This is a genomic window from Halocynthiibacter styelae (assembly GCF_016123485.1).
Classification (GTDB): Bacteria; Pseudomonadota; Alphaproteobacteria; order Rhodobacterales; family Rhodobacteraceae; genus Halocynthiibacter; species Halocynthiibacter styelae.
Map to the genome: position 1 here is coordinate 152,145 of NZ_JADCKQ010000008.1, position 20,361 is coordinate 172,505.

Annotated in this window: 16 protein-coding genes and 1 tRNA gene; 13 read left to right on the forward strand and 4 right to left on the reverse strand. The window is 51.8% G+C overall.

The features are described from left to right. From H1D41_RS12025 to H1D41_RS12035, 3 genes are all read left to right on the forward strand, one after another. Entirely contained in the window at window positions 1–1,419 is a 1,419-nt protein-coding gene (locus H1D41_RS12025; RefSeq protein ID WP_228849133.1) for a dihydrolipoyl dehydrogenase family protein, read from the forward strand. A gap of 18 nt (window positions 1,420–1,437) precedes the next feature. After that, window positions 1,438–2,820: a sensor histidine kinase gene (locus H1D41_RS12030; protein ID WP_228849160.1), complete on the forward strand. Its 1,383-nt coding sequence runs from the start codon at window positions 1,438–1,440 to the stop codon at window positions 2,818–2,820. 104 nt (window positions 2,821–2,924) lie between these two features. Continuing rightward, window positions 2,925–3,001, forward strand: a tRNA-Arg gene (locus H1D41_RS12035). 385 nt (window positions 3,002–3,386) lie between these two features. Here the strand turns inward: H1D41_RS12035 and H1D41_RS12040 are convergent. Then, window positions 3,387–5,327, reverse strand: coding sequence for a COR domain-containing protein (locus H1D41_RS12040; protein ID WP_267473681.1), 1,941 nt, complete (start codon window positions 5,325–5,327; stop codon window positions 3,387–3,389). Between H1D41_RS12040 and H1D41_RS12045 the strand changes: the two genes are divergently transcribed. The 7 genes from H1D41_RS12045 to H1D41_RS12075 all read left to right on the forward strand — a co-directional run bounded on the left by H1D41_RS12045 (window position 5,310) and on the right by H1D41_RS12075 (window position 15,474). Then, the gene (locus H1D41_RS12045) at window positions 5,310–6,134 is read left to right on the forward strand and encodes a TniB family NTP-binding protein (RefSeq protein WP_324250278.1); all 825 of its coding nucleotides are present in this window, start codon (window positions 5,310–5,312) and stop codon (window positions 6,132–6,134) included. The two genes, H1D41_RS12040 and H1D41_RS12045, sit on opposite strands and share 18 nt — an antisense overlap. Next, window positions 6,131–7,987 (forward strand): TniQ family protein, encoded by a 1,857-nt coding sequence (locus H1D41_RS12050; RefSeq protein ID WP_228849135.1) that lies wholly within the window; start codon window positions 6,131–6,133, stop codon window positions 7,985–7,987. Before H1D41_RS12045 ends, H1D41_RS12050 begins: the two co-directional genes overlap by 4 nt. A gap of 73 nt (window positions 7,988–8,060) precedes the next feature. Beyond that, window positions 8,061–8,687: an exonuclease domain-containing protein gene (locus H1D41_RS12055; RefSeq protein WP_228849136.1), complete on the forward strand. Its 627-nt coding sequence runs from the start codon at window positions 8,061–8,063 to the stop codon at window positions 8,685–8,687. A gap of 294 nt (window positions 8,688–8,981) precedes the next feature. After that, entirely contained in the window at window positions 8,982–10,190 is a 1,209-nt protein-coding gene (locus tag H1D41_RS12060; RefSeq protein ID WP_228849137.1) for an AAA family ATPase, read from the forward strand. Further along, window positions 10,191–10,619, forward strand: a complete 429-nt coding sequence (locus H1D41_RS12065) for a hypothetical protein (protein WP_228849138.1) — start codon at window positions 10,191–10,193, stop codon at window positions 10,617–10,619. It begins immediately after the preceding gene. After that, the gene (locus H1D41_RS12070; protein ID WP_228849139.1) at window positions 10,616–12,499 is read left to right on the forward strand and encodes a hypothetical protein; all 1,884 of its coding nucleotides are present in this window, start codon (window positions 10,616–10,618) and stop codon (window positions 12,497–12,499) included. Before H1D41_RS12065 ends, H1D41_RS12070 begins: the two co-directional genes overlap by 4 nt. Continuing rightward, complete coding sequence (locus tag H1D41_RS12075; RefSeq protein WP_228849140.1) at window positions 12,484–15,474, forward strand: hypothetical protein; 2,991 nt, start codon at window positions 12,484–12,486, stop codon at window positions 15,472–15,474. The genes H1D41_RS12070 and H1D41_RS12075 overlap by 16 nt, the downstream gene beginning before the upstream one ends. A 498-nt stretch (window positions 15,475–15,972) precedes the next feature. Here the strand turns inward: H1D41_RS12075 and H1D41_RS12080 are convergent, their stop codons facing one another. Further along, window positions 15,973–16,332 (reverse strand): hypothetical protein, encoded by a 360-nt coding sequence (locus H1D41_RS12080; RefSeq protein WP_228849141.1) that lies wholly within the window; start codon window positions 16,330–16,332, stop codon window positions 15,973–15,975. A gap of 64 nt (window positions 16,333–16,396) precedes the next feature. Next, window positions 16,397–16,699 (reverse strand): hypothetical protein, encoded by a 303-nt coding sequence (locus tag H1D41_RS12085; protein WP_228849142.1) that lies wholly within the window; start codon window positions 16,697–16,699, stop codon window positions 16,397–16,399. Between the two features lie 19 nt (window positions 16,700–16,718). On the opposite strand from H1D41_RS12085, the gene H1D41_RS12090 reads away from it, so the two are divergent. The 3 genes from H1D41_RS12090 to H1D41_RS18410 all read left to right on the forward strand — a co-directional run bounded on the left by H1D41_RS12090 (window position 16,719) and on the right by H1D41_RS18410 (window position 18,885). After that, entirely contained in the window at window positions 16,719–17,063 is a 345-nt protein-coding gene (locus H1D41_RS12090; RefSeq protein ID WP_228849143.1) for a hypothetical protein, read from the forward strand. Continuing rightward, window positions 17,053–17,415 carry a hypothetical protein gene (locus H1D41_RS12095; protein WP_228849144.1) on the forward strand — a complete coding sequence of 121 codons (363 nt, stop codon included), beginning with the start codon at window positions 17,053–17,055 and terminating at the stop codon, window positions 17,413–17,415. Before H1D41_RS12090 ends, H1D41_RS12095 begins: the two co-directional genes overlap by 11 nt. A 627-nt stretch (window positions 17,416–18,042) precedes the next feature. Continuing rightward, on the forward strand, window positions 18,043–18,885 hold the full coding sequence (locus tag H1D41_RS18410) for a quinone oxidoreductase family protein (RefSeq protein ID WP_324250279.1): 843 nt from the start codon (window positions 18,043–18,045) through the stop codon (window positions 18,883–18,885). 526 nt (window positions 18,886–19,411) lie between these two features. Here H1D41_RS18410 and H1D41_RS12110 read toward each other — a convergent pair. Continuing rightward, window positions 19,412–20,326, reverse strand: a complete 915-nt coding sequence (locus tag H1D41_RS12110) for a DMT family transporter (protein WP_228849146.1) — start codon at window positions 20,324–20,326, stop codon at window positions 19,412–19,414. Between the last annotated feature and the right edge of the window lie 35 nt (window positions 20,327–20,361).

Consider the following 20,361-nt stretch of genomic DNA (forward strand, 5'->3'; position numbering starts at 1 on the left):
ATGAAGCGTATCAAAACTGACCTTTGTATCATTGGTGCCGGTTCCGGCGGGCTGTCAATCGCGGCGGGCGCCGTACAGATGGGTGCGGATGTTGTCCTGCTGGAAGGCCACAAGATGGGCGGCGACTGCCTGAACTATGGTTGTGTGCCCTCCAAAGCGCTGATCGCAGCCGGGAAAGCGGCCCATGCGCTGGAAGCCGGTGAAAAATACGGGGTGGCGAAAGCTGTGCCCCAGATCGACTTCGCGGGGGCAAAAGCCCATGTGGCGGATGTGATCAAAACCATCGAACCGCACGATTCTGTCGAACGATTTGAAGGCCTGGGCGTGAATGTCATTCAGGAATACGGCAGCTTCCTGTCCCCAAAAGAAGTTCAGGCGGGCGATACAGTGATCACAGCACGTCGCTTTGTCATTGCCACCGGATCGTCCCCCCTGGTGCCCCCTATTCCTGGTCTGGAAGATGTGCCTTACGACACGAATGAAACCATCTTTGAACAACTGGAACGTCTGGATCACCTGCTGATCATCGGCGGCGGCCCGATTGGCATGGAAATGGCCCAGGCCCATCGTCGCCTGGGATGTCAGGTGACAGTGATTGAAGGCGCCAAAGCCCTGGGTAAAGACGACCCGGAAATGGCCGCGATCGTGCTTGAGAACCTGCGTGCGGAAGGAATCGAGATTGCCGAAGATGCCCTCGCTGCTGAAATTCGTGGCAAAGCCGGCGCGATTGAGATCGAGGCACAGGACGGCCGTATTTTCAAGGGCACACATCTGTTGATGGCTGTTGGCCGCAAGCCAAACATCGACAAACTAAACCTTGAAAAAGCGGGGATCAGCACCGAACGTGGCTTGATTAAAGTGGACGCAGGCCTGCGCACAGACAACCGCAAAGTCTATGCTGTGGGTGATGTGGCCTCTCCGCTGCAATTCACACATGTGGCAGGCTATCACGCGGGTATTGTCATTCGCTCTGCCCTGACCGCCATGCCTGCCAAAGCCCGCACGGATCACCTCCCATGGGCGACCTACACCGATCCGGAACTGGCACAGGTTGGCCTGACCGAGGCGCAGGCACGTGAAAAACATGGCGAGAAGCTGGAAGTGTTGCGATTTGATTTCAGCGGAAATGACCGCCTGATTGCAGAAGGAAAAGCAAAGGGCCTGATTAAGGTTATGGTCGTAAAAGGAAAACCAGTCGGCGCATCCATCGCCGGGCCGCAGGCGGGCGAGTTGATCAACACCTGGGCGTTGCTCATCGCAAATGGCCTGAAAATCGGGGCCGTGGCAGCGATGGTTGCGCCCTACCCGACAGTGGCGGAGATAAATAAACGTGCTGCAGGTGTTTACTATACGCCCAGATTGTTCGATTCTACTCTCGTAAAACGCGTAGTAGGCATGATCCAGAAATGGATCCCGTAAGTGAAATGGCAGGGTAATATGGGTCTGAACACACTTTCCGGGCGTTTCCTGATTCTCACAGTGATCTTTGTGATGCTGGCAGAGATCATGATTTTCGTGCCATCTGTCGCCCGCTTCAGGGAAGATTACCTGCTGTTGCGGCTGGAACGCGCCCAGATTGCGGCCCTTGCTGTCCTGGCAAACGATATGATTGATCCGGAAGTCGAAGCCGAACTTCTGGATTCCGCTGGCGTTTATAACGTTGTCCTGCGCCGTAACGATTCCAGCCAGCTTGTCCTTTCCTCCCCCATGCCTGCCATGGTCAACGAAAGGTTTGACTTGCGCGACGCCCCCGCCGGCATTCTGATCCGAGATGCCATAAAGCGTCTGTTTACCCGGGAACCTCAGGTTATTACCCTTCTGGGGCAACCCGTGCGCGAAGGTGGGTTACTGATCGAAGTCACAATGGGCACAGGTCCGTTGCGCATGGCTATGATGGATTATGGCCTTAACATCCTGATACTTTCCGCAGTTATTTCGGTGATCACAGCCCTGATGTTGTTTATCGCCGTGCGAGGCATGATTGTGATGCCAATCAAACGGGTTGTGGCAACAATGCAGGCCTATGCCCGCGCGCCGGAAGACGCGCGCACCGTGATTATGCCTGATTCCCGCGTGAAAGAGCTGAACGAAGCTGAAACCGCCCTGCAATCCATGCAAACTGAGATCACTGGGGCCCTGCGTCAGAAAGAACGCCTTGCTCAGCTTGGCGGCGCAGTTGCGAAGGTCAGCCATGATCTGCGTAATATTCTGACAGTCACGCAATTGATGGCCGACCGGATGGAAGGGTCCGCTGATCCAGCCGTGCAGAAAGCGGCCCCCAAACTGATCAACTCAGTGTCCCGCGCCGTAAATCTCTGCGAAAGCACTCTGGCATTTGGCAAAGCTGAAGAACCTGCCCCGAACCTGGAACAAATTCCCCTCGGCCCGCTCGTCGAGGATGTCATCGAGTCGGAACGCCTTTCTGCCGGTGCCGACAGTCTTGTGTCAATCAGTGGAACCATCCCGGAGGATCTTGAAATCCGCGCAGATGCAGAACAATTGCACCGGGTACTATCCAACCTCGTACGCAACGCCCGGCAGGCTGTCGCTGCAACGGGCCAGGCTGGCAGTATCTTTATCACTGGATCCGAAGACGCAACTGAATGGTGCCTGATGGTGCGTGACACAGGCCCCGGCCTGCCCCCCAAAGCGCGTGAGAACCTCTTCACGGCATTTCAGGGCAACGCCCGCAAAGGTGGCACGGGCCTTGGCCTGACCATTTCCGCCGAACTGATACGCGGTCACGGCGGGCATCTGGAACTCTCTGGCAGCGATGAAAACGGCACTTGTTTTGCAGTTCACCTGCCACGAAACATGTAAAACACGCGATTTGGGGTGCCCCAGTAGTGAAATGAATTTCTTCTGTAAAAAATGCATTTTGCCCCTTGCGGCCCCCGCCACATAAGCTTAAACCCCAACCCAACGGACCGATAGCTCAGCTGGATAGAGTACCTGACTACGAATCAGGGGGTCGGGGGTTCGAATCCTCCTCGGTCCGCCATATAACATAATGTGAAAAGACACATAGTTTTGCCTTTTCTAACCGAAGTCTTACCTTTAGCGCCACATAGTTTTGCCATTGGATGATTTTCGCTCAAAAATGACCTCCTACAAAATTCGATGATTCTCCGAACTTTCTTTGTGCGAGAATACAACGCTTTGACATTTTGGAGTAAGTTGTCCCTCGACGATCCATTCGGGAAGGTGAGGCACAAAGGGCGGGAAGTGGACCTTTGCTGCGTTCTCCACCAATGTCGGGAATGGGCAGTTAGCGACCTTTGCAAAGTCACTCATACAGTACCAGCCAGCCTTTGCATTGCTTCGATTTCGCTGCATTGCAGCTTCACCAAACCAGCCACTCGTGCATGGCGCAGCATTTTTGTCGGCTAATCTAGGGCATAGGTTACCAAATCATCTAGGGACCGCGGCAGAAGCCTATCGGATATCAATTCCAAAATATCCGGCACGTGCGTGTAGAAACGCCTCAGTTGGTTGTGAGCGACACGATCCCTGTCGCCCATGTAATTGAGTACGGACATTTGATTTTCGTATTCTTCATGCCAATATTTCCCAATCAAGCCTCGGCCAACCGGATTGAAAATGTTAGCATCTGGTGCCGCAAACAGCTTCACTTTGAGCAAAAACTGTTCAGGATCATGACCTGCAGAGTGCCAGACATTGTACAACTCAGTCATGCAGGGAACCGAATGCAGATACTTATTCGTCAAAACTAAAAGAATACGATCCCCTTCCACAAGCTTTTCCATAAACTCTGTAATGCTCTGGCCAAACATTATTTCGTTCTTATCACGACGGATATGCGTGCCTTCTTCTTCTGCGCGCGCACAGAATTCATCTACTATCTGTGCGCGCTCGGGGTCATCATCGTCTCCCCAAGCATAGGACACAAAGAAGCTTTTGGGCGCGTTGGGGTCAAGACCATATTCCAAGTCTGGATATCCTTCTGAATGGTTTGGCGCGAGAGATTTCGGTGTCATGGCAAAAAGCTCCATCACGCTTTCGGAGAGCTTACACAGTGAACCTAGCAGGTCTGCCGCATGTGGGCCTTGTGCAGAGAGATGCAAGCCATGCCCCTTGTCCTCATGGTGGGTCTTTTCGATCCGAAAGCGCGCCTGCCGTCTCTCGTCATAGCCGCTGCATCCATGGCGCCAATATGTGCCATTGATCCCGGCCCGATGCCCGATAGCAACTAGGATCGCGCGCATGAACCCCGGAAACACCTGGTCAAACCAATAGAAATGTTCTTCATCGGGGGTCTCAAAACGGGCTGGATGCTCACCCTCCAAATTCTCGGGCAGTGCATCGGGCGCGATATAGACCGCGCTATCATCGTCTTCACGACCTGAAACCTTAAAACAAATCCCGCTCTGGCACATGAAGGAAACAAAGAGCTTTTGTTCTTCGTCGGTGTAACCTTGCGCGTCCCAGATAAAGCTTCCCATGATCTGACGACTGAATCTGCCACGGTTTTGAAGAAGATTAGTCCAACACTTTCTTTCACGATCATAAATGGCGTAGATTGCCTCGAGCGCCCAAGCCTGATCCAGAATGATGATATCCGCATCGTGACTGCACAGCCAGAAGAGCTCTCCGGCATTGTGAAGAAAAGACAGGAATTGTTCGGGACTGGAGATGCCACCCGTTTTTTCGCAAAGATCGCAAAACTCTGACATCGTTAACGTACGGTTTTGGCGGTCTTTTGAAGGCTTCGCTTGATCCTCTGCTAGCATCTTTTGCAACGTCTTCATTACGGCAAGGCGCCCGGCGCCAATTAATGGCGGATTGAAACGATCTGCCGCGAATTTCAGTCGTTCTTTAAGGCTTGCTAAACCCTCACCTGTCGACGCGCTCATGGCCAGAGAACGACAATAGTCGAGATTATCCCGCATCAAGGCAACTGCCGGGTGATCTCCGCGATCGTACGCGCCTTCCCGATCAATCTGGTTCTGCACGGCAACCAGAGGCGTAGACCGGTCCTTGAAAAGGCCGACAAAATTCAACCACCATTCGACCGGTCGATTCCTGAACTGCATCCCATATACCGGGATATCTTCCTCACTATTGTCGGTTTCCGGCGTCCAGACCAACAGAAACACCGCACGGGTTCGAAAGAAAAGAGCATGGGTTCCATGATAGATCTCCTGCCCGCCGAAGTCCCAAATGCGAAAGCTCCCCTTACCTCCAGGAATGGGGGCATTGACCAGCTGGATGCCATGGGTGCTGTCGGCGTTAGATTCAAACGGCTTATCACGTAAACGATTGCAGATCTGAGTTTTACCAATGCGTCCATTCGGGGAGAAGCCCAGGGGATTGCTGTGATCGGCGCGTCCGGAAGTGGCAAATCCACTATTGTTGAGCGCTTGCTTTCACGCCACCCAGGCTTGCAACGACCAGGCCAATCTAATGAGATTGCAGAGACCGTGGAGCTATTAATCCCGTCGCCAGCCACGCTCAAGCATGTGGGGCTGACGATGTTGACAGCCTTGGGCTATCCGCTCAAGCGAGATCGGCCTTCTGCCTATATTTGGGATCAGGTGAGGCACTTCCTGAAGCTGCGCAAGACACTGTTCATTCACTTGGATGAAGCGCAGGATTTATATGGGGCCACTCGGGCGATACGGCAGGATTCTGCAGTTAATACGCCTAAAACCCTGATGAACCAGAAGGATTGGCCCGTTGGGCTGATCCTGTCCGGAACCCCGGAGTTGGCGCGGTTGATCAATTCAGATGTCCAGTTGATGCGCAGGCTTTATGTGGTCATCCTGCCTGCGGTTAGTTGGGCGACCCATCCAAAAGAAATCACTATCATTTTCCAGGGTTATCTTGCTGAGGCTCGGCTTGAAGCGGATGGTGATCTGGATCTCAAAGACTTCCTGCCAAGGCTTATACATGCGGGGATGAACCAATTTGGCATTATTCTTAATCTGTTGCTTGATGGGGTGGAGGAGGCCCTGCGAGCCAAAGATTGCACCGTCACTATCCGACACTATGCAGAAGCCTATCGCCGTAAAGTCAGCTGCCCTCCAAGCCTTAATCCATTTCTCGCTGCAGATTGGCGCGCAATTGCCCCATCTCGCATCCATGATTTATCGCCTGACGGAGATGACATATGAAACCCGTTGCAAAGCCGAGATTTCACATAAACGAGTTCGAAACAGCGACATCATTTGCCAGCCGCTTTAGCCGCTATTGCGGCCTGGGCGGCCCCAGAGATCTCTGCCTTGATCAGGGATTTCGATGGCAGGAATTGATCGCGGGAGATGAATTCGCCCTGAATGGTCTGGCGGCAATCACGGGTGAAGATCCTGCCCGTGTTCGGAAGTGGGCTGTTCGCAATGAAGGGGCGAAGCGTTTTAATATTGCGGGCTTTCCAGCATCAGGTAGCGCAGTCTTGCGCACCCGGGTACGCCTTTGTCCGCTTTGCCTGAAAGAGGATGAGGAACGGTTTGGTGCAGATGGGATCTACAGGCGTTTCTTTTGGCAGTTTTCTGCGATCAGAACCTGTGCAGATCACGCAACGCCCCTTATTAACCTTCCCGTGGATGTGCATACCATTCTCAACTACGATTATATTCATAAGGTGCAAAAACACCGATCAATGATTGAGGCCGCAGTACAAGAAAGCTCGACGCGTCGAACTGAATACACAGGGTTTGAGGAGTATGTGTGGCACCGCTCCAGGGGGATGAAACAAATACCATTCCTCGATGATCTGACGCTGGATGTCGCATGTAAACTCTGTGAGACTTTAGGGTACGTGTTGCAATTTGGTGCAGAACGTAAACTCCGTTCTGCCAGCGAGCATGAATTATGGCTGTCCGCTCAAAAGGGTTTTGAAGCGCTGCGCGAGGGCGAGGCAGGCCTGAAGGACGCGCTGCTATCACTGCGCACCAAACAATCGTTTCATATGGGCGGTTACAATAAAGATCTTGGCGCTTTTTATGTCTGGCTACACGGATCATCTCTGAAGAAAGAAATCGATCCTTTGCGTGACTTGATCAGGGAACTCATTGCGCAAAATTACCCGGTCTCTGGAGGGAGAACAGTCCTTGGGAAGCCCTGCGCAGAAAGCCCAATCTATTCGGTTTCTGCTGGTTTGAAGGCTCTGGGAATAAAGCGCTCCAGGATGCACGAACATCTTATAGAACAGGGCCTTGCCACCGCTGTCAATGAAGGCAACTCAGTCGCGCCGCACAGGCAAATCGTCGAGAGGGATTTACGTGCCTTTGAAGAACGTGCTGGCAAGCGATTAACGAGCCAGCAGGCCGCACAATTTTTGAATGTCAGCAAAGACCTCGTGCTGGAATTGAAAGTGGCAGGTCTTATTAAGACCATCGATGACAGCTATTGCCGTGGTCCCCGCTATCATCAGGATCGGTTGAGTGAACTGCTAAATCAACTCGAAACATGCCTGACTGCCCCGTCGCCAGATGAAACCTACATCCCCTTGAATAAAGCTGCTTCCAGGTTGAAGCGTAAAACACCGGTCATCATACGATTACTTCTGGCTGGCAAAATATCAGCCACAAAGGACGGTGACAGCACTGGTTTTGGGCGTATCAAAATTGGCCTGAATAGCAGCCGAACTGTCCTGCACAGTACCAGCCAACCTGGCCTGACGCGGAGCGATACAGCGGTTAAGCTGCACGTCAAACACCAAACGATAAGTTGGCTCATTGAGGCGGGGCTATTGCAAAATATTGACATGCGCAGTGCAAAATCAGGACAACACATAACAGCCATCTGCAAGCGCAGCATTGAGGCGTTTCTGCAAGATCACATCACCCTCGGGCTTCTCGCAAAGCAGCTTACTCGACAGCCCGGACCACTCGGTTGTTTCCTGGATGGTAAGCGCATCTGGCCGATGGAAATGCCCGACGATCTGAGCCGGATATACAAACGATCAAAATTGGAGCGGCAACTGCAACAGTTGGGGATGGGGTTGTCGGAGGAGCAACCAATGTGATTGAAAAGACCCGAGGAACCGGCCGTCCCCTTGAAAACGCAGATGCAAGTCCTTTATCTCAAACCCAGACCTCATGACCTGGAAAACTCCGTTGAATAAATTTGGGCATCTAAGCATTTTGCCAAAAGGGCCTTTTCGTTTTATCGCGCTCGACGTTGAAACTGCGGGTAAAACGGCCGGGGGCATATGTCAGATTGGCCTGTGTTTTGTCAGCAGCGCTGGCGATTTACAGTCCTATTCAGTCCTGGTTGATCCGGAAGAGCCGTTTGAGAAATTCAACTCGGAACTGCATGGAATTTCCAGTGAAACTGTGGCGGGTGCGGGGACATTTCCGACTGTCTATATGGCGTTGTTTGAGATTTTGAACAGCCACTCCCTCGTCCAACACAGTACCTTTGATGAAAAGGCCCTAACGGCAGCTTGCGCACGATATGATCTGCCCATGATCACGTCACACTGGAGCAACAGTGTGACGGTCGCGCGACGGGCATGGCCTGAATTGAAGGGGGCTGGTGGCCATGGCCTGGCCAATCTCAAAAAGCACCTGGGCCTCTCGTTTCATCACCATGATGCCGGAGAAGACGCGCGCGCTTCTGCGTCGGTGATTTTGAAAGCGGAGAAGGTTTTAGGCAAGCCGCTGTCGTATCTCGCGATAAACCGTCAGTTGGCATTTCAGTTTGAAAATCCGGCACGAGAGTGACTTCGAACCACCCTGCCCTCCTCCCAATCCATTGCCTGCATACGCACTCAACATTCAACCCAGAGACGTGTTACATAACACCCGATAGAAGAGCTTCGCAATTTGTTGCGTTAGGTAAACTATCATTGTAGCAGCTGCAGCAAGGGCCATTCAAAGCAATTTAGCGAACGGCATTACAGATTGTTACTTCCACGGGGCTTCAGCGGAAACAATTCCATATATTGTACAGACCGAATTTGCTTGCGTGTGACAGCGCCCCACATAGTATATCCAAAAACCTTTTTGAGAGAGTACATGTCAGAAATCATTAATCAAAATATTTCTCAGATTATCGAACGTATCTCAGAAATAATCGAGAACGCCAGTGAGCAACTCGTGGAACGCCGCGTTTTGTTCGAGTTGGTTGTTCTCGGGATTATCACAAAAGAACATGTCTTGTTTATCGGCCCACCCGGCACGGGAAAATCAGCGGCGGTTAAATCTGCAGCTCGACAATTTTCCGGAACGTATTTTGAATATCTCATTGGGCGCTTTACAGAACCGGGTGAACTTTTTGGCGCGCTAGACCTCGCCGCTCTAAAGGACGGACAGGTCCGTCCGGTGGTACAAAATATGTTGCCAGAGGCGAATATTGCGTTTTTGGACGAAATTTTCTTGGGTTCCACGGCAATCCTGAATTCCCTTCTTGGTGTGCTCAATGAGCGGGTCTACAAACGTGGCACTTTCGAATGTAAGGTTCCCCTCTGGAGCTGCGTCGCAGCATCAAACGCCTTGCCCGAAGATCCAATGTTACAGGCCTTTGCTGACCGATTTTTACTGACCAGCTTCGTCGAACCCGTCAGCGAAGAAAACCTCAATGCATTGCTTTCCGCAGGCTGGGCGCGGGCAACAAACGAGTCAGTTACAACATCAGCGACGGCCCCCACGAAACTGTCTGCGCAAGATCTGCAACATCTGACCGACGCGGTTTGTCAAGTCGATCTAACGGACACTCTAGAATCTTATGCACATATTGTACGAAAGCTACGTGTTCGCGGGGTGGCAATGTCGGATCGTCGCCTTGTCAAAGGTCAAAAACTGATTGCTGCCGCTGCCCTTCTGGGCGGCCGAAGCAAAGCCAGCGTGGCTGATTTGTGGCCCGTCATATATATGATCCAGGACCCTGACCTGCAGAATGAAGTGAAAGACCTTTTGGCTGCAGAACTGGGCAAAGGCGAGAATATCCTTCTAAGTGAGAGCGTGAAGCAAAGCAGCTCGGGCCCGCAAGCGCGCGCAGTAGATCTGACTAAATACGGACAGGATTTGCTTTCCCAAAAACCCGCCTTAACGTCAGATCCTGGCTTTGAAATCTGGCAGGTCAAACTTGAATCTCTGCTGACCCGCATTGATGCCGGCTTCAGTGCTGAGGATATGCCTCAGACACTATCGGTGCTTCGTACGGGTCTCATTGCGTCTGTTTCTTCGGATGATACGCCAGCCCCAAAGGCAACAGGCACCGACTAGATGCCAGAACTTGCATTGCAACCCACACATATACGCGAAACCGTAGCCGCCATTTTTGTGGAAAAGGATGACCGTCAGGCACTTTTCGCAAAAATAGGCGCCCGGGTTGAGCATTACAAAGACCTGTCACTGGCAACAGGAAATGACTGGACAGTTCTGTTCGCGGATGACAGCGACAGCACCGTGAACCTGCCATGGTTGCAGACTGATCCGGTTTATCTGTACCAACTGGTGCCAAAATGTCTGTGCGAAGTCGGCTATAAACCGAATATTCCCACACCACTTCTTCGAACATTCGCCGCGAAAATACAGACAACGTATTCTTTTCAGGGCAGCTTTGCCTTGCTCTCGGGGCATCCCAACGCAAGGCTCATAGATCTGTCCAATGCGCGCTCGGTTGCGACGATTAACATGGCGGCCCTACAATGAAGGACAAAACCACCAAGGGTATTCCCAAGGCATATAGCAGGTTTTCCGCCCTTTTTTCCCAGATGGATACGCCTTTGCTTCAAGTCATGGGGGGTGTATTGCGCGCGCTCCCAGATGCGACATTCCGCGAAGGTGATTTCGAGAACCAGCCAACCGGCGAATTTGTTGGATATGACGGGCTGGACACACGTGGCTCTTTGTCCAACCTGACAGAAACAGAATGGTTGATGCGTGAACTTGCCCCGGATGATTTTATTCGTCGCGTCGCTGAAGGCGAAGTCCTGTTTCGTAAGCGTAATTTTGAAAACTCTGGCAAACGAAATACCTGTGCGGTGATCTTAGATTGCGGCGCTTGGATGTTGGGGCACAATCGTCTTGCCGGGCTGGCGTCACTTTTCCATCTCGCGATCCGGGCGGAACGGATGAATGCTGAATTGGCTTGGATTGTGCCGGGGCTTCCCGATCAAGAATGGAATAAGGACCTGACGTTGGAAACCGTTCAACGCTATCTCGGTCAGATAGTTCAGACCCCTTTGAGTGGCGAAATCATTGGTACAGCACTTGCAGCTTTGGACGTCGATGGACGCCTTGAGTGCTGGTACGTTGGTGCTGGGCAGACAGCTTCTGCCGCAGACCATCGTGAGGTGACCGGAGCGATGATTATCACCTCTCTTTATGATGAGGCCCCTGTTCATACCGCTGAAATATCTGTCCGCAATCGTGGCCGTATTCTGAAACGCACAAATGTCACATTTGAAGACGACAGCACATGCATTGCAGCCCTGCGCCGCCCTTTCCGCCCAGAGGTCCGTCGTGCCGACCCTCAGATCAAACATGACACGAATGAAACTGTTCTTTCGAGCTTACCCTATAAGACCCGCTGGCGATTTGATCGGTTTAATAAGGCTGTAGAGGTTCACCTTGAGGAAGGTGTTCTATGGCAGCCCGTTGGATCTGGGCAACTTAATTCTGGGATCTGGATCCCGAAGAAAACCGGTGAAACCTTGATAGGGTTTCAAGTCCGTTCTGAGGGGCGCTTGTCAGCTATGACCGCCCGCACATCTACTTCAAAGAAGCCCGGCATCTGTGACGTTGTGCTTTATGAAGCCAATCTAAAGCATGGTTCAACGGCGCCAAAACCCACGGCCACGGGTTCTCTCCAGGTCGACATCTCACATTTGACCGGACAGCCCGTCGGCAACATGCATCATGAAGGGAATACGATATCGCTCGTACACAGCGACGGTATTCGCCACGCGTTCATGATCTTAGACAACGGAAACCTCACGGGTCCGAAGGGCATGCAGCCACGTGTTGTCATGAGCAACGAAACCTATCTTATTCAAATTCACACCGACGGAACGCCAAGACCCTTGATTGAGGCTCATAGTGTGAACCGACATAAGACGCTGCTGCAAAAACCACTTCTGGACCCCGAAAAACACCTCGGCGATACTCCTCGACACGTGCTTTATGACCCGCAATCAAAAACCGTCGCGATTTCGTTTGATGGCAGAGAATATGAGATTTATGGCTTTGAAAATCAGGCCTTTCAGATTATCCCGGATGGCTTGGCGCTTTTGCATATGGAAGGCACGTCATATGGCTTGGCTTGGAACTCGAAAAGCTCTGAATTGATAAGACTGTCATTCCATTATGGCAAAGCGCATCAACAGGTGATGACACAATATCACGGCCTCCCAGTGAGTTTGCCACGTTATTGTTCCTTCATGGGTGTCACCTTGGCTATACAAACCGATGAGGACGGGCAACCAGAACATATTGTACCAATTCACGGCAAAAAAGGTTGGGGCAAAACGAAGCCAATCAACATTCATGACGCCATAGAAAGAGCCCGGACAATATGGTTAAACTCCTGAAATCAGGCCCATTGCCAAACCGGATTCCCCCGCCAACCCACATTCGTGACTGGTTGTGGTCAGAGGCGCGTGCCTATGATGGCATTCTTATCCCTGCCAACAAGCCCGCGAAGCTTATTCCATTTCTGGAACATGAAGGAACTCTGGTCCAGATCGACGCTTATCTGTGTTTCAGATTCGCATCCCCGGTGTTCCTTGACCCGGCTAAAATCGGGGTGGCGATGCCGCTGTTGGCGGTTAAATCTGCCGGGCTTTGCTCATATGATCTTGGCGACAATCATCTTGCGCATCCGGGATCAAACCAGCTGCATATTGTGCAACATGGCAAGCCCGTAAGCTATGATCTGCACAGTGCCACCCATTTGGACCCTCTAACGTTTTGGGAGTTTAGTGACCTGACAGTGCTGTCTTCCGTGCCACTGCCAGAACATATCAAACCAACACAAACCGCCCCACCCGAAAAGCCCCAGACACCAAAACTAAGCGTCTCACTGGATGCGCTTGGAAACGGCGGGCCGGTTTTTGGCGACATCCGAAACGCTGTTGAAGCCACCAGTTCCCGAAACACCGGGGATATCATCAGGCAAGGCGCGCGGTTGCTACGTGGGATATTCGCAAGCATTCTGATAGTCGTTTTGGGCCTCGTCGTCATCATGGGTAGTCTTGGCATCCTTACCACAGGGGCGCGGGGTGGCTTCGTTGGCCTTCTGTTTGCCGTTGGGGTGATCTACATGCTTTGGAAGCTGTTTTCCGGGTTTGGCACGATTGGAGTTGGACAAGGCACCCCAAGATCAGGGCAATGGGGAACACCGCAACGACATCGTGGTCCCGGTATGTTTGAGCGCCTAAAGTCATGGGCCCTGTGGAACACGAATTTAGGCGATAAGCTGCGGGATCAAATCTCGCGTAATATCAACGACGTCAGCCGGATGATCAAAAATGGTGAAATTGACCGTGCATTAAAGCACGCCATCGCACTGGGTGAACAGCAGGAGAAAGTAAGGAAACCTAGGACATTCGGCCCCACATCCGCCCCCAAGCCACGCGCGTCACTGGATATGGATATCTCTGGTATCGAACCATCCACGTCCTCAATATTGAATGACACGTCATTTCTTCACATTGCAAACCAGTATCGCCAGCTGGCGAGTAAGTTGTCATCCGAAGGTGATCACAAGCGTGCGGCCTTTATCTATTCAGAACTTCTGAAAGACGTCCCTAAGGCGTTGGATGAGCTCGAAAAGCTCAGGGCTTATGAAGATGCCGCAAAGCTCGCCACGGCCCGTAAAAGCCCAGGAGCTGTCATCGCACGTCTCTGGTTCCTTACCGGCAAAAAGGAAATTGCTCTGACCTTTGCGCGACGGCATGACGCAATGGAGTATATCGCCAATATTTCAGAGAAAACTGATCCAGCCTTTGCCGCATTTCTGCGCGGGCATTGGATACAGGATTTAATTGCGGCTGGGGATTTGGCCCGAGCAGTGGAACAAAGTGCAGGGCGACCGGAACTACGCACGCTGCATGTCGCCGTTACCAAACAGGCCGTCCTCGCGGGGCTTTTAGATGAAGCCGCTGTATTGCTCGCGGCGACGTGTACGCTTGAATGGCGTTTGTGCGCGTTGACAGACTGCAATCCGAACATTTCCGGGGATGCAATCCAACAACTTGAGGCCCGGCTATACCAGCTGGCCCAAAATGCTGATCCGCAATTTGCCTCAATGCGCAGGGATCTGCTAGCGGGTCTCGTGAAAAATAAACCAAAAGACATTAGGACAGAGGATCGCTTCTGGTTGCGGCGGGTGACCCCATTGACGGATGCAGTCATTCGCGCAGTCCTTGCATTTGATCGTGACGATCCTGCGGCCGCGCAACTGCCTGAACTTCAACGTACTGCACGGGCAATGGACGCTTCTGTTCTCGCAGAAGATTTACGCCATATCATTCGAAAAAAGCCCACGAATGCGCCGCAGAAAAATCTATTCACATTGCCGCCCCCGCCTGCAAACATGCATCAAGATTGGTCAATGATTGCTTGTGTCAGCAATCACCGCACCCTTGTCGGCAGTACAAACGGAGAGTTGGTTCTTCTGGATGAAAATGGCAAGCGCTGTTGGACGGATCAACTCAATGCCCTTGTCGACATCATTCCGATCGGCCCCGGAAGGCTTGTAATCCTGATCCAAGAGCACGGCATTGAAAGGCGGCTGACGTTGCTGGATACAGCCTTGCATTCCTACCGTGATCTTGGGCACTGCGAATTGCTTTCCTGGCATCATAGCGCAACAGCGGCGGCTTGGATGGTTCAGACGCGGGATGCTGTGGGCGCATTAGATATCTCAGCCCTTCTTGGTGACACGCCCGATCTGAAACTCTTGTGGTCAACGACGCAAACCGTCCCGCTTATCGTGCGTGCGTTTCACATTGGCACAGACCGCGTTCAGTGGCTGTCACAACGCCTGAACAATGGCACGCCTGGTCTGATCGAAACATGGTCTTATACTTTTGCTCAAGAGACTCTGACAGTAAGGCTTATAGAGCCAGAGCTGCATGACGGAGCCCTGTTATACGAGGCGCAAAATCTGTGGACTACAAATGGGCAGTTCTGGCCCACAAGCCAAACCGTGTCGCAACAGTGGCAACCAAAGCAACTCGTGACAAAGTCTGTTTTGTATAGCTTTGATGAGGAAAAGCGCATGACTGGCCGTTATCAGAGCTATTTTGACGAACTCCCAGGTTTTGCCCAAATCGCTCCTTCGTCTGATCAGGGGAATTGTCTGAACAATGATACCTCATCACCTGAACCGACCCTCTTGATGTGGCAGCATTCACGGCAACCATTCGTAATCCTAAAAGGGGTCAAGTTCGTCGCACAGTCCACCAAAAGCACAGGTCGTCGGCTTGCTCTGATAGATAGTCATCAACGTATTGTTCTCTGTGACTTCCACGACAGAACCATGACTCTTGCTTCAATCTGAACCCTTCCACCTTTCAGCAATGGCAGAACTATGTGGCGCAAAAGGCAGTTCCTCTGTAGTGATCCATGATATTACCCATTAAAATCAAGCAGTGGAATTCGGTGAAATGGAAGAACTATGTGACGGCTGACACATAAATTCCCCTTTCTTTACTTACGGTTGTTTGTGGTTTTGACGAACCCACCCGAAGGGTTCGCCATCTTACTATCAGCAGCTGGGTGATTCAGAAGCTTTTCAATTGCTGAATCTGCCATCCCTTCCCGCCCAGCCGCCTCAGTATAGAGCTGAACAAGCGCCAGCGTTTTGTGGCCGGTACAGTGTAAGTTCCAGCATATAGAGATGGTGGTAGCAATTGGCCCTGTTTTGAGCATGTCGACGAAGACCAATGTGGCAAATAGTTACCAATGAAATCAGAGCTTGAAGATCTTTTACGTTCAGATTTCCAACACACACATTTGTTTTTGCAGGCGAACGCTCGCGCTTCGAATTTGCCTTGGTTCACTCCACCTCGTCGCATTGAGAACAATCCTGAATCAACTCTTCTGAAATCCTTGGCCCTGCCTTGAGGCTTCGATTTAGCCGCACGATTTGCCCTGCCGTGAGCGTCCTGGCATTGCGCTGACGAAGCTCCTTGATCGGATACATCCCGTTTCCGCCCTGTATGTTACGCAAATAGCGGTTGCCTTTTCTGTCAACAAACAGGCAGCGGATGTTCTGGAAATCGCCCCAAATACCAGCCACTGCAGTCAGCAGGATGCCCTGGGGCAGCCTGTCGACCTTGTCATAGTCGCGATAGTCTATTCCGAGATCCATCGCCTCGCGGAAGCTCATGGTGAAGTTTTCGTGTGTATAGGTCATGCCGTGTCCTTTCTTCGTTACCTTTCAAACCCGTGGTCTTGTTCGCGCTCCACGCTCCGGCCAGTCATCTCTGTTTCAAACGCGCTTCGGCGTGTTTCGCTAATTTCAAGCTGGCCTCTAAGCCCTCTTGAAGCGTCTCGTAGGTCTGCTCCTCTCTCAGCAAGTCGGCCAATGTGGCGACCGACAAGAGATGCGATTTCATCAGCAGCGCCACGCAATGCGCCAACCCATTCACTTTGCTCTCGATCCCGTTCGTCGAGCGTGCTTCCAAAGCGCGCAATTCCTGCGCTGAGGTTTCGCAGGCCGTCACCAACCGCTCGACGCAGGCGAGCAAATCGCGTTCCAGGGCTGTCAGAGGCATCGCCATCTATTGCCCCCTGATTTCGATGCAGATGATCGGCGTTCCGGCCATCGTGCAGGTTTTCAGCTCGGCCTGTTCGGGATCCAGCGTCAGCCAAATCTGTCCGGCCTGTTCTATCCGTGTCAGGCCCAGCTCGGTCAGCTCCGAGGGCGTCAACAGGACCATCCAGAGCCAGTTCGCCGCCATTGTCGAGGCGATCCACGCTATAAGCAGCCCCGCAATCACCCAGGGCGACACCGTCAGCCAGCGCCGGATCACCTCGCGGCGCGATGTTCAGGCTGTTCCCTGCAGTCAGCTCCAGCCGGGGCGTGCAGAAATGCAGCTCAACGCGATCTTCGTGGGTATGGCGGACCCAGAGCATGTCATATAGAGCATTAAAGGGATATCTCGAACGACTAGGCTTTATCCGTCCAGATCTTTGGCAGCTTGGAATATTTTATGCGCTGCTATTTGGGCGAGATGGCACAACGATGGTTTCGGATGGCAAGGCTGTTTCTGATTGGATACACACAGGAATTCTGGAAAACGCGAGATCCGAACTGAAACCCAAAGATTTCGCCCATATGGTTAAAGCTGAGTTCGCATATTTTGAGAGCCTGCCGGATACCTTTGCAGCTTTTGGGTCTCACCGAGATGCAATCAAAAAAGCAAAACAAAACCTGTTGGGGCAACTAGGATGGCGTTTGTGGGATAGACGATTATCATCAGGGCTTTCTGACTGATCGTCAAGGCGGTCTTTCATACAACGTGCAGCATCGGTCATTCTGGGCTCAATTCTGTCATTCGCCGCGCTCCAGAACAATGACTGCTTAAGGCTGGGATTTAGCGTTATAACTTCAAAGTCAGAGACTCAGTCTAGGTGTTAAGAGCTACGCAGATGCGAGTCAAAGGCAAGACTATGTGGCGCAAAAGGCAGTTCCTCTGCAGCGATCCGTAAAGTTTCCCTTTAAAATCAATCCGTAAAACTCGAATAAATGGAAGAACTATGTGACGCCTGACACATAATGTGAAAAGACACATAGTTTTGCCTTTTCTAACCGAAGTCTTACCTTTAGCGCCACATAGTTTTGCCATTGGATGATTTTCGCTCAAAAATGACCTCCTACAAAATTCGATGATTCTCCGAATTTTCTTCGTGAGAGAATACAGTGCTTTTACATTTTGGAATAAGTTGTCCCTCGACGATCCGCTCGGGAGGGTGAGGCACAAAGGGCGGGAAGTAGCCATTCGCTGCACCTGCACGCACTGTAGCTCGCCACAGATATTTTCAGTTTCTGACACACTAAGTTGCAGCACCGTTTTTTGCAAAGTACTGCAATTAACTATTACAAATAGACAGTTATCTCGATATCTACCAGCGCAGTGGCGCGGATAAATCTAACCCATTGCCGGCCGGTATTGGTGTCGAAGGTGCGGGGGTGATTGAGGCGCTTGGGCCAGAGGCAACAGGTTTTTCTGTCGGGGATCGTGTGGCCTATATTGGTGGACCTGCCGGGGCCTATTCTGAGCTGCGCAATATCCCCATCGCGCGCCTGGTAAAGCTGCCCGACTGGATAACAGATGAGATTGCCGCTGCGACGATCTTTAAGGGTCTTACTGCAGAATACCTGATCCATCGCTGTGTTCCGGTACAGGCCGACCAATGGGTTTTGTTTCATGCTGCTGCAGGTGGCGTCGGCTCCCTTGCTTGCCAGTGGCTGCGGGCAACCGGGGCGCGTGTTATCGGAACAGTAGGATCGGAAGAAAAGATCGAAATTGCACGTGCAAACGGTTGTGAACATGTGTTTCTGTCCCACGATCCTGATCTTGCGCAAAAGGTACGGGACCTGAGCGGAGGCGTTCATGTGGTTTACGACTCGATTGGGGCGGATACTTTCATAGCGTCGTTGGATTCCCTCCGACCGCGAGGCTCTATGGTCAGCATTGGCGCAGCCTCTGGTCCGCCGCCTGAAGTAAATGTGGGGGAACTCGTGCGCCGGGGATCATTGCATCTGACGCGTCCTTCCATTGCACATTATACCGCAGATCCCCTAGAGTATCAGGAAGCCTCCAATCGCCTATTCGATGCTTTGAAGGAGGGCTCTGTTCAGCCCGCAAAAATTACGGAGTTTACCCTTTCAGATGCCGCAAACGCCCAGCGATTGATTGAAGCACGCAAAACAACAGGATCCGTTGTTCTGCGGCCAAACTAACTGCGCTGAGCTTACAGTTAAGCGTTGGGATTCGGGGCAATACTGTTTTGTTTTCAACAGTATTGCCTCAAACAAGTTATAGTCCACGGGCCTGCTTTGGGGCAGCGTACCGTCAAACGTTGAGGCGAAATCTGTGCTATTATCCGCTGCCGAGGTAAAACGTATCGCTGAAACGCCGCAAGTCGGCTTGGAGCCCTTAGTGACAATGTTCTGCCATGCGGCTAATGACGGCTTACAGGACTGAAGACAAAAGAGAAAAAACCATGTTCAAACGAATTTCAGGCCTATTAGTGTCAACAGCTGGGAAGCTGTACTCCCGGGCGTGAGTCAACTAAGAATACCATAAAGTATGACAAACGTCGGTACAAACGGCACAACTGCCCATCTCAGGGCATTGATTGAATGGGTATTTACCAAATTCAAGGACTTACGGCTGAGTGCAACCCGCTATGATAGTTGCCCGAATGTATTCATTTCAACAATCCTGCTCGCTGTTACTGTTATAATATGGTTATGAGTCCTGAACCTAAGCTTTGGTCTGCGTGCTTGACGGCATTTTGAACAATCCTGTAACGATTGCTACGCCCGCGAATATTAACATCAAGCCAACAAACAAGGTTGCCGACAGAGTTTCACCAAGAAGCAGGCTTCCCAGTAGAACACTGAAGCCAGCGCGCATGTAGCCTCCTGTTGTAACCCCCAATGGGCCAAGCGTCCGTACAAGACGGAAATAGATCATCATCGCAATTGCCGTTGAAAACACGCCCAAGGCACAGACTGCCACAATAGCTGGTGTGGTGGGTGACAAGCCTAGCGGATCGTCTACAAAATAGGACACAGGAGCCATCAAAAGTGCGGCAAACGCCATGGCGCATACCGCTGTCAGAACAGGGGATTGGTCAGAGAATTTCTTGGCGTTCAGCGCTGCAAACGCATAGCTAATGCTGGCACCAGTTATCGCGAGTTGGCCAAGGATCGTACTTTCATCACCTACGATCACCGAAGGCCCCATGATGATCAAGACACCGATAAATCCAAAAAACAGGCCAATGAACTGCTGCACGGCGGCCGCCCTGTCACGCAAGACAAAATACCCAATCAGGAATATGAACAAAGGGGGTGTGGTATTGAGAAGCCCGGCAAGGCCGCTGTCAATGTGCTTTTGACCCCAACTAATAAGCGTGAACGGCAGTGCGCTTTGAAGAATGCCCTGGAGCAGCAATGCCCCCCAACGTGCGCGGGACTTTGGGAAAGTTACACCGCTCCAAAAAGCCGCAAGCAACAGAATTGATGCGCCAATCGCAAGGCGACCAAACACGATTGTGGCAGGTGGTATGGTATCAATTGCGAATTCTATAAGGGTAAAGGAACCGCCCCAAAGGAACGACAAAATAACCAGAAGAAAAATCTCGCGAACGATGTTTTGAGGTGGTTGGAACATTCGTGAAGCTTGGCTTGTTGTTGTGCGCACAGTCG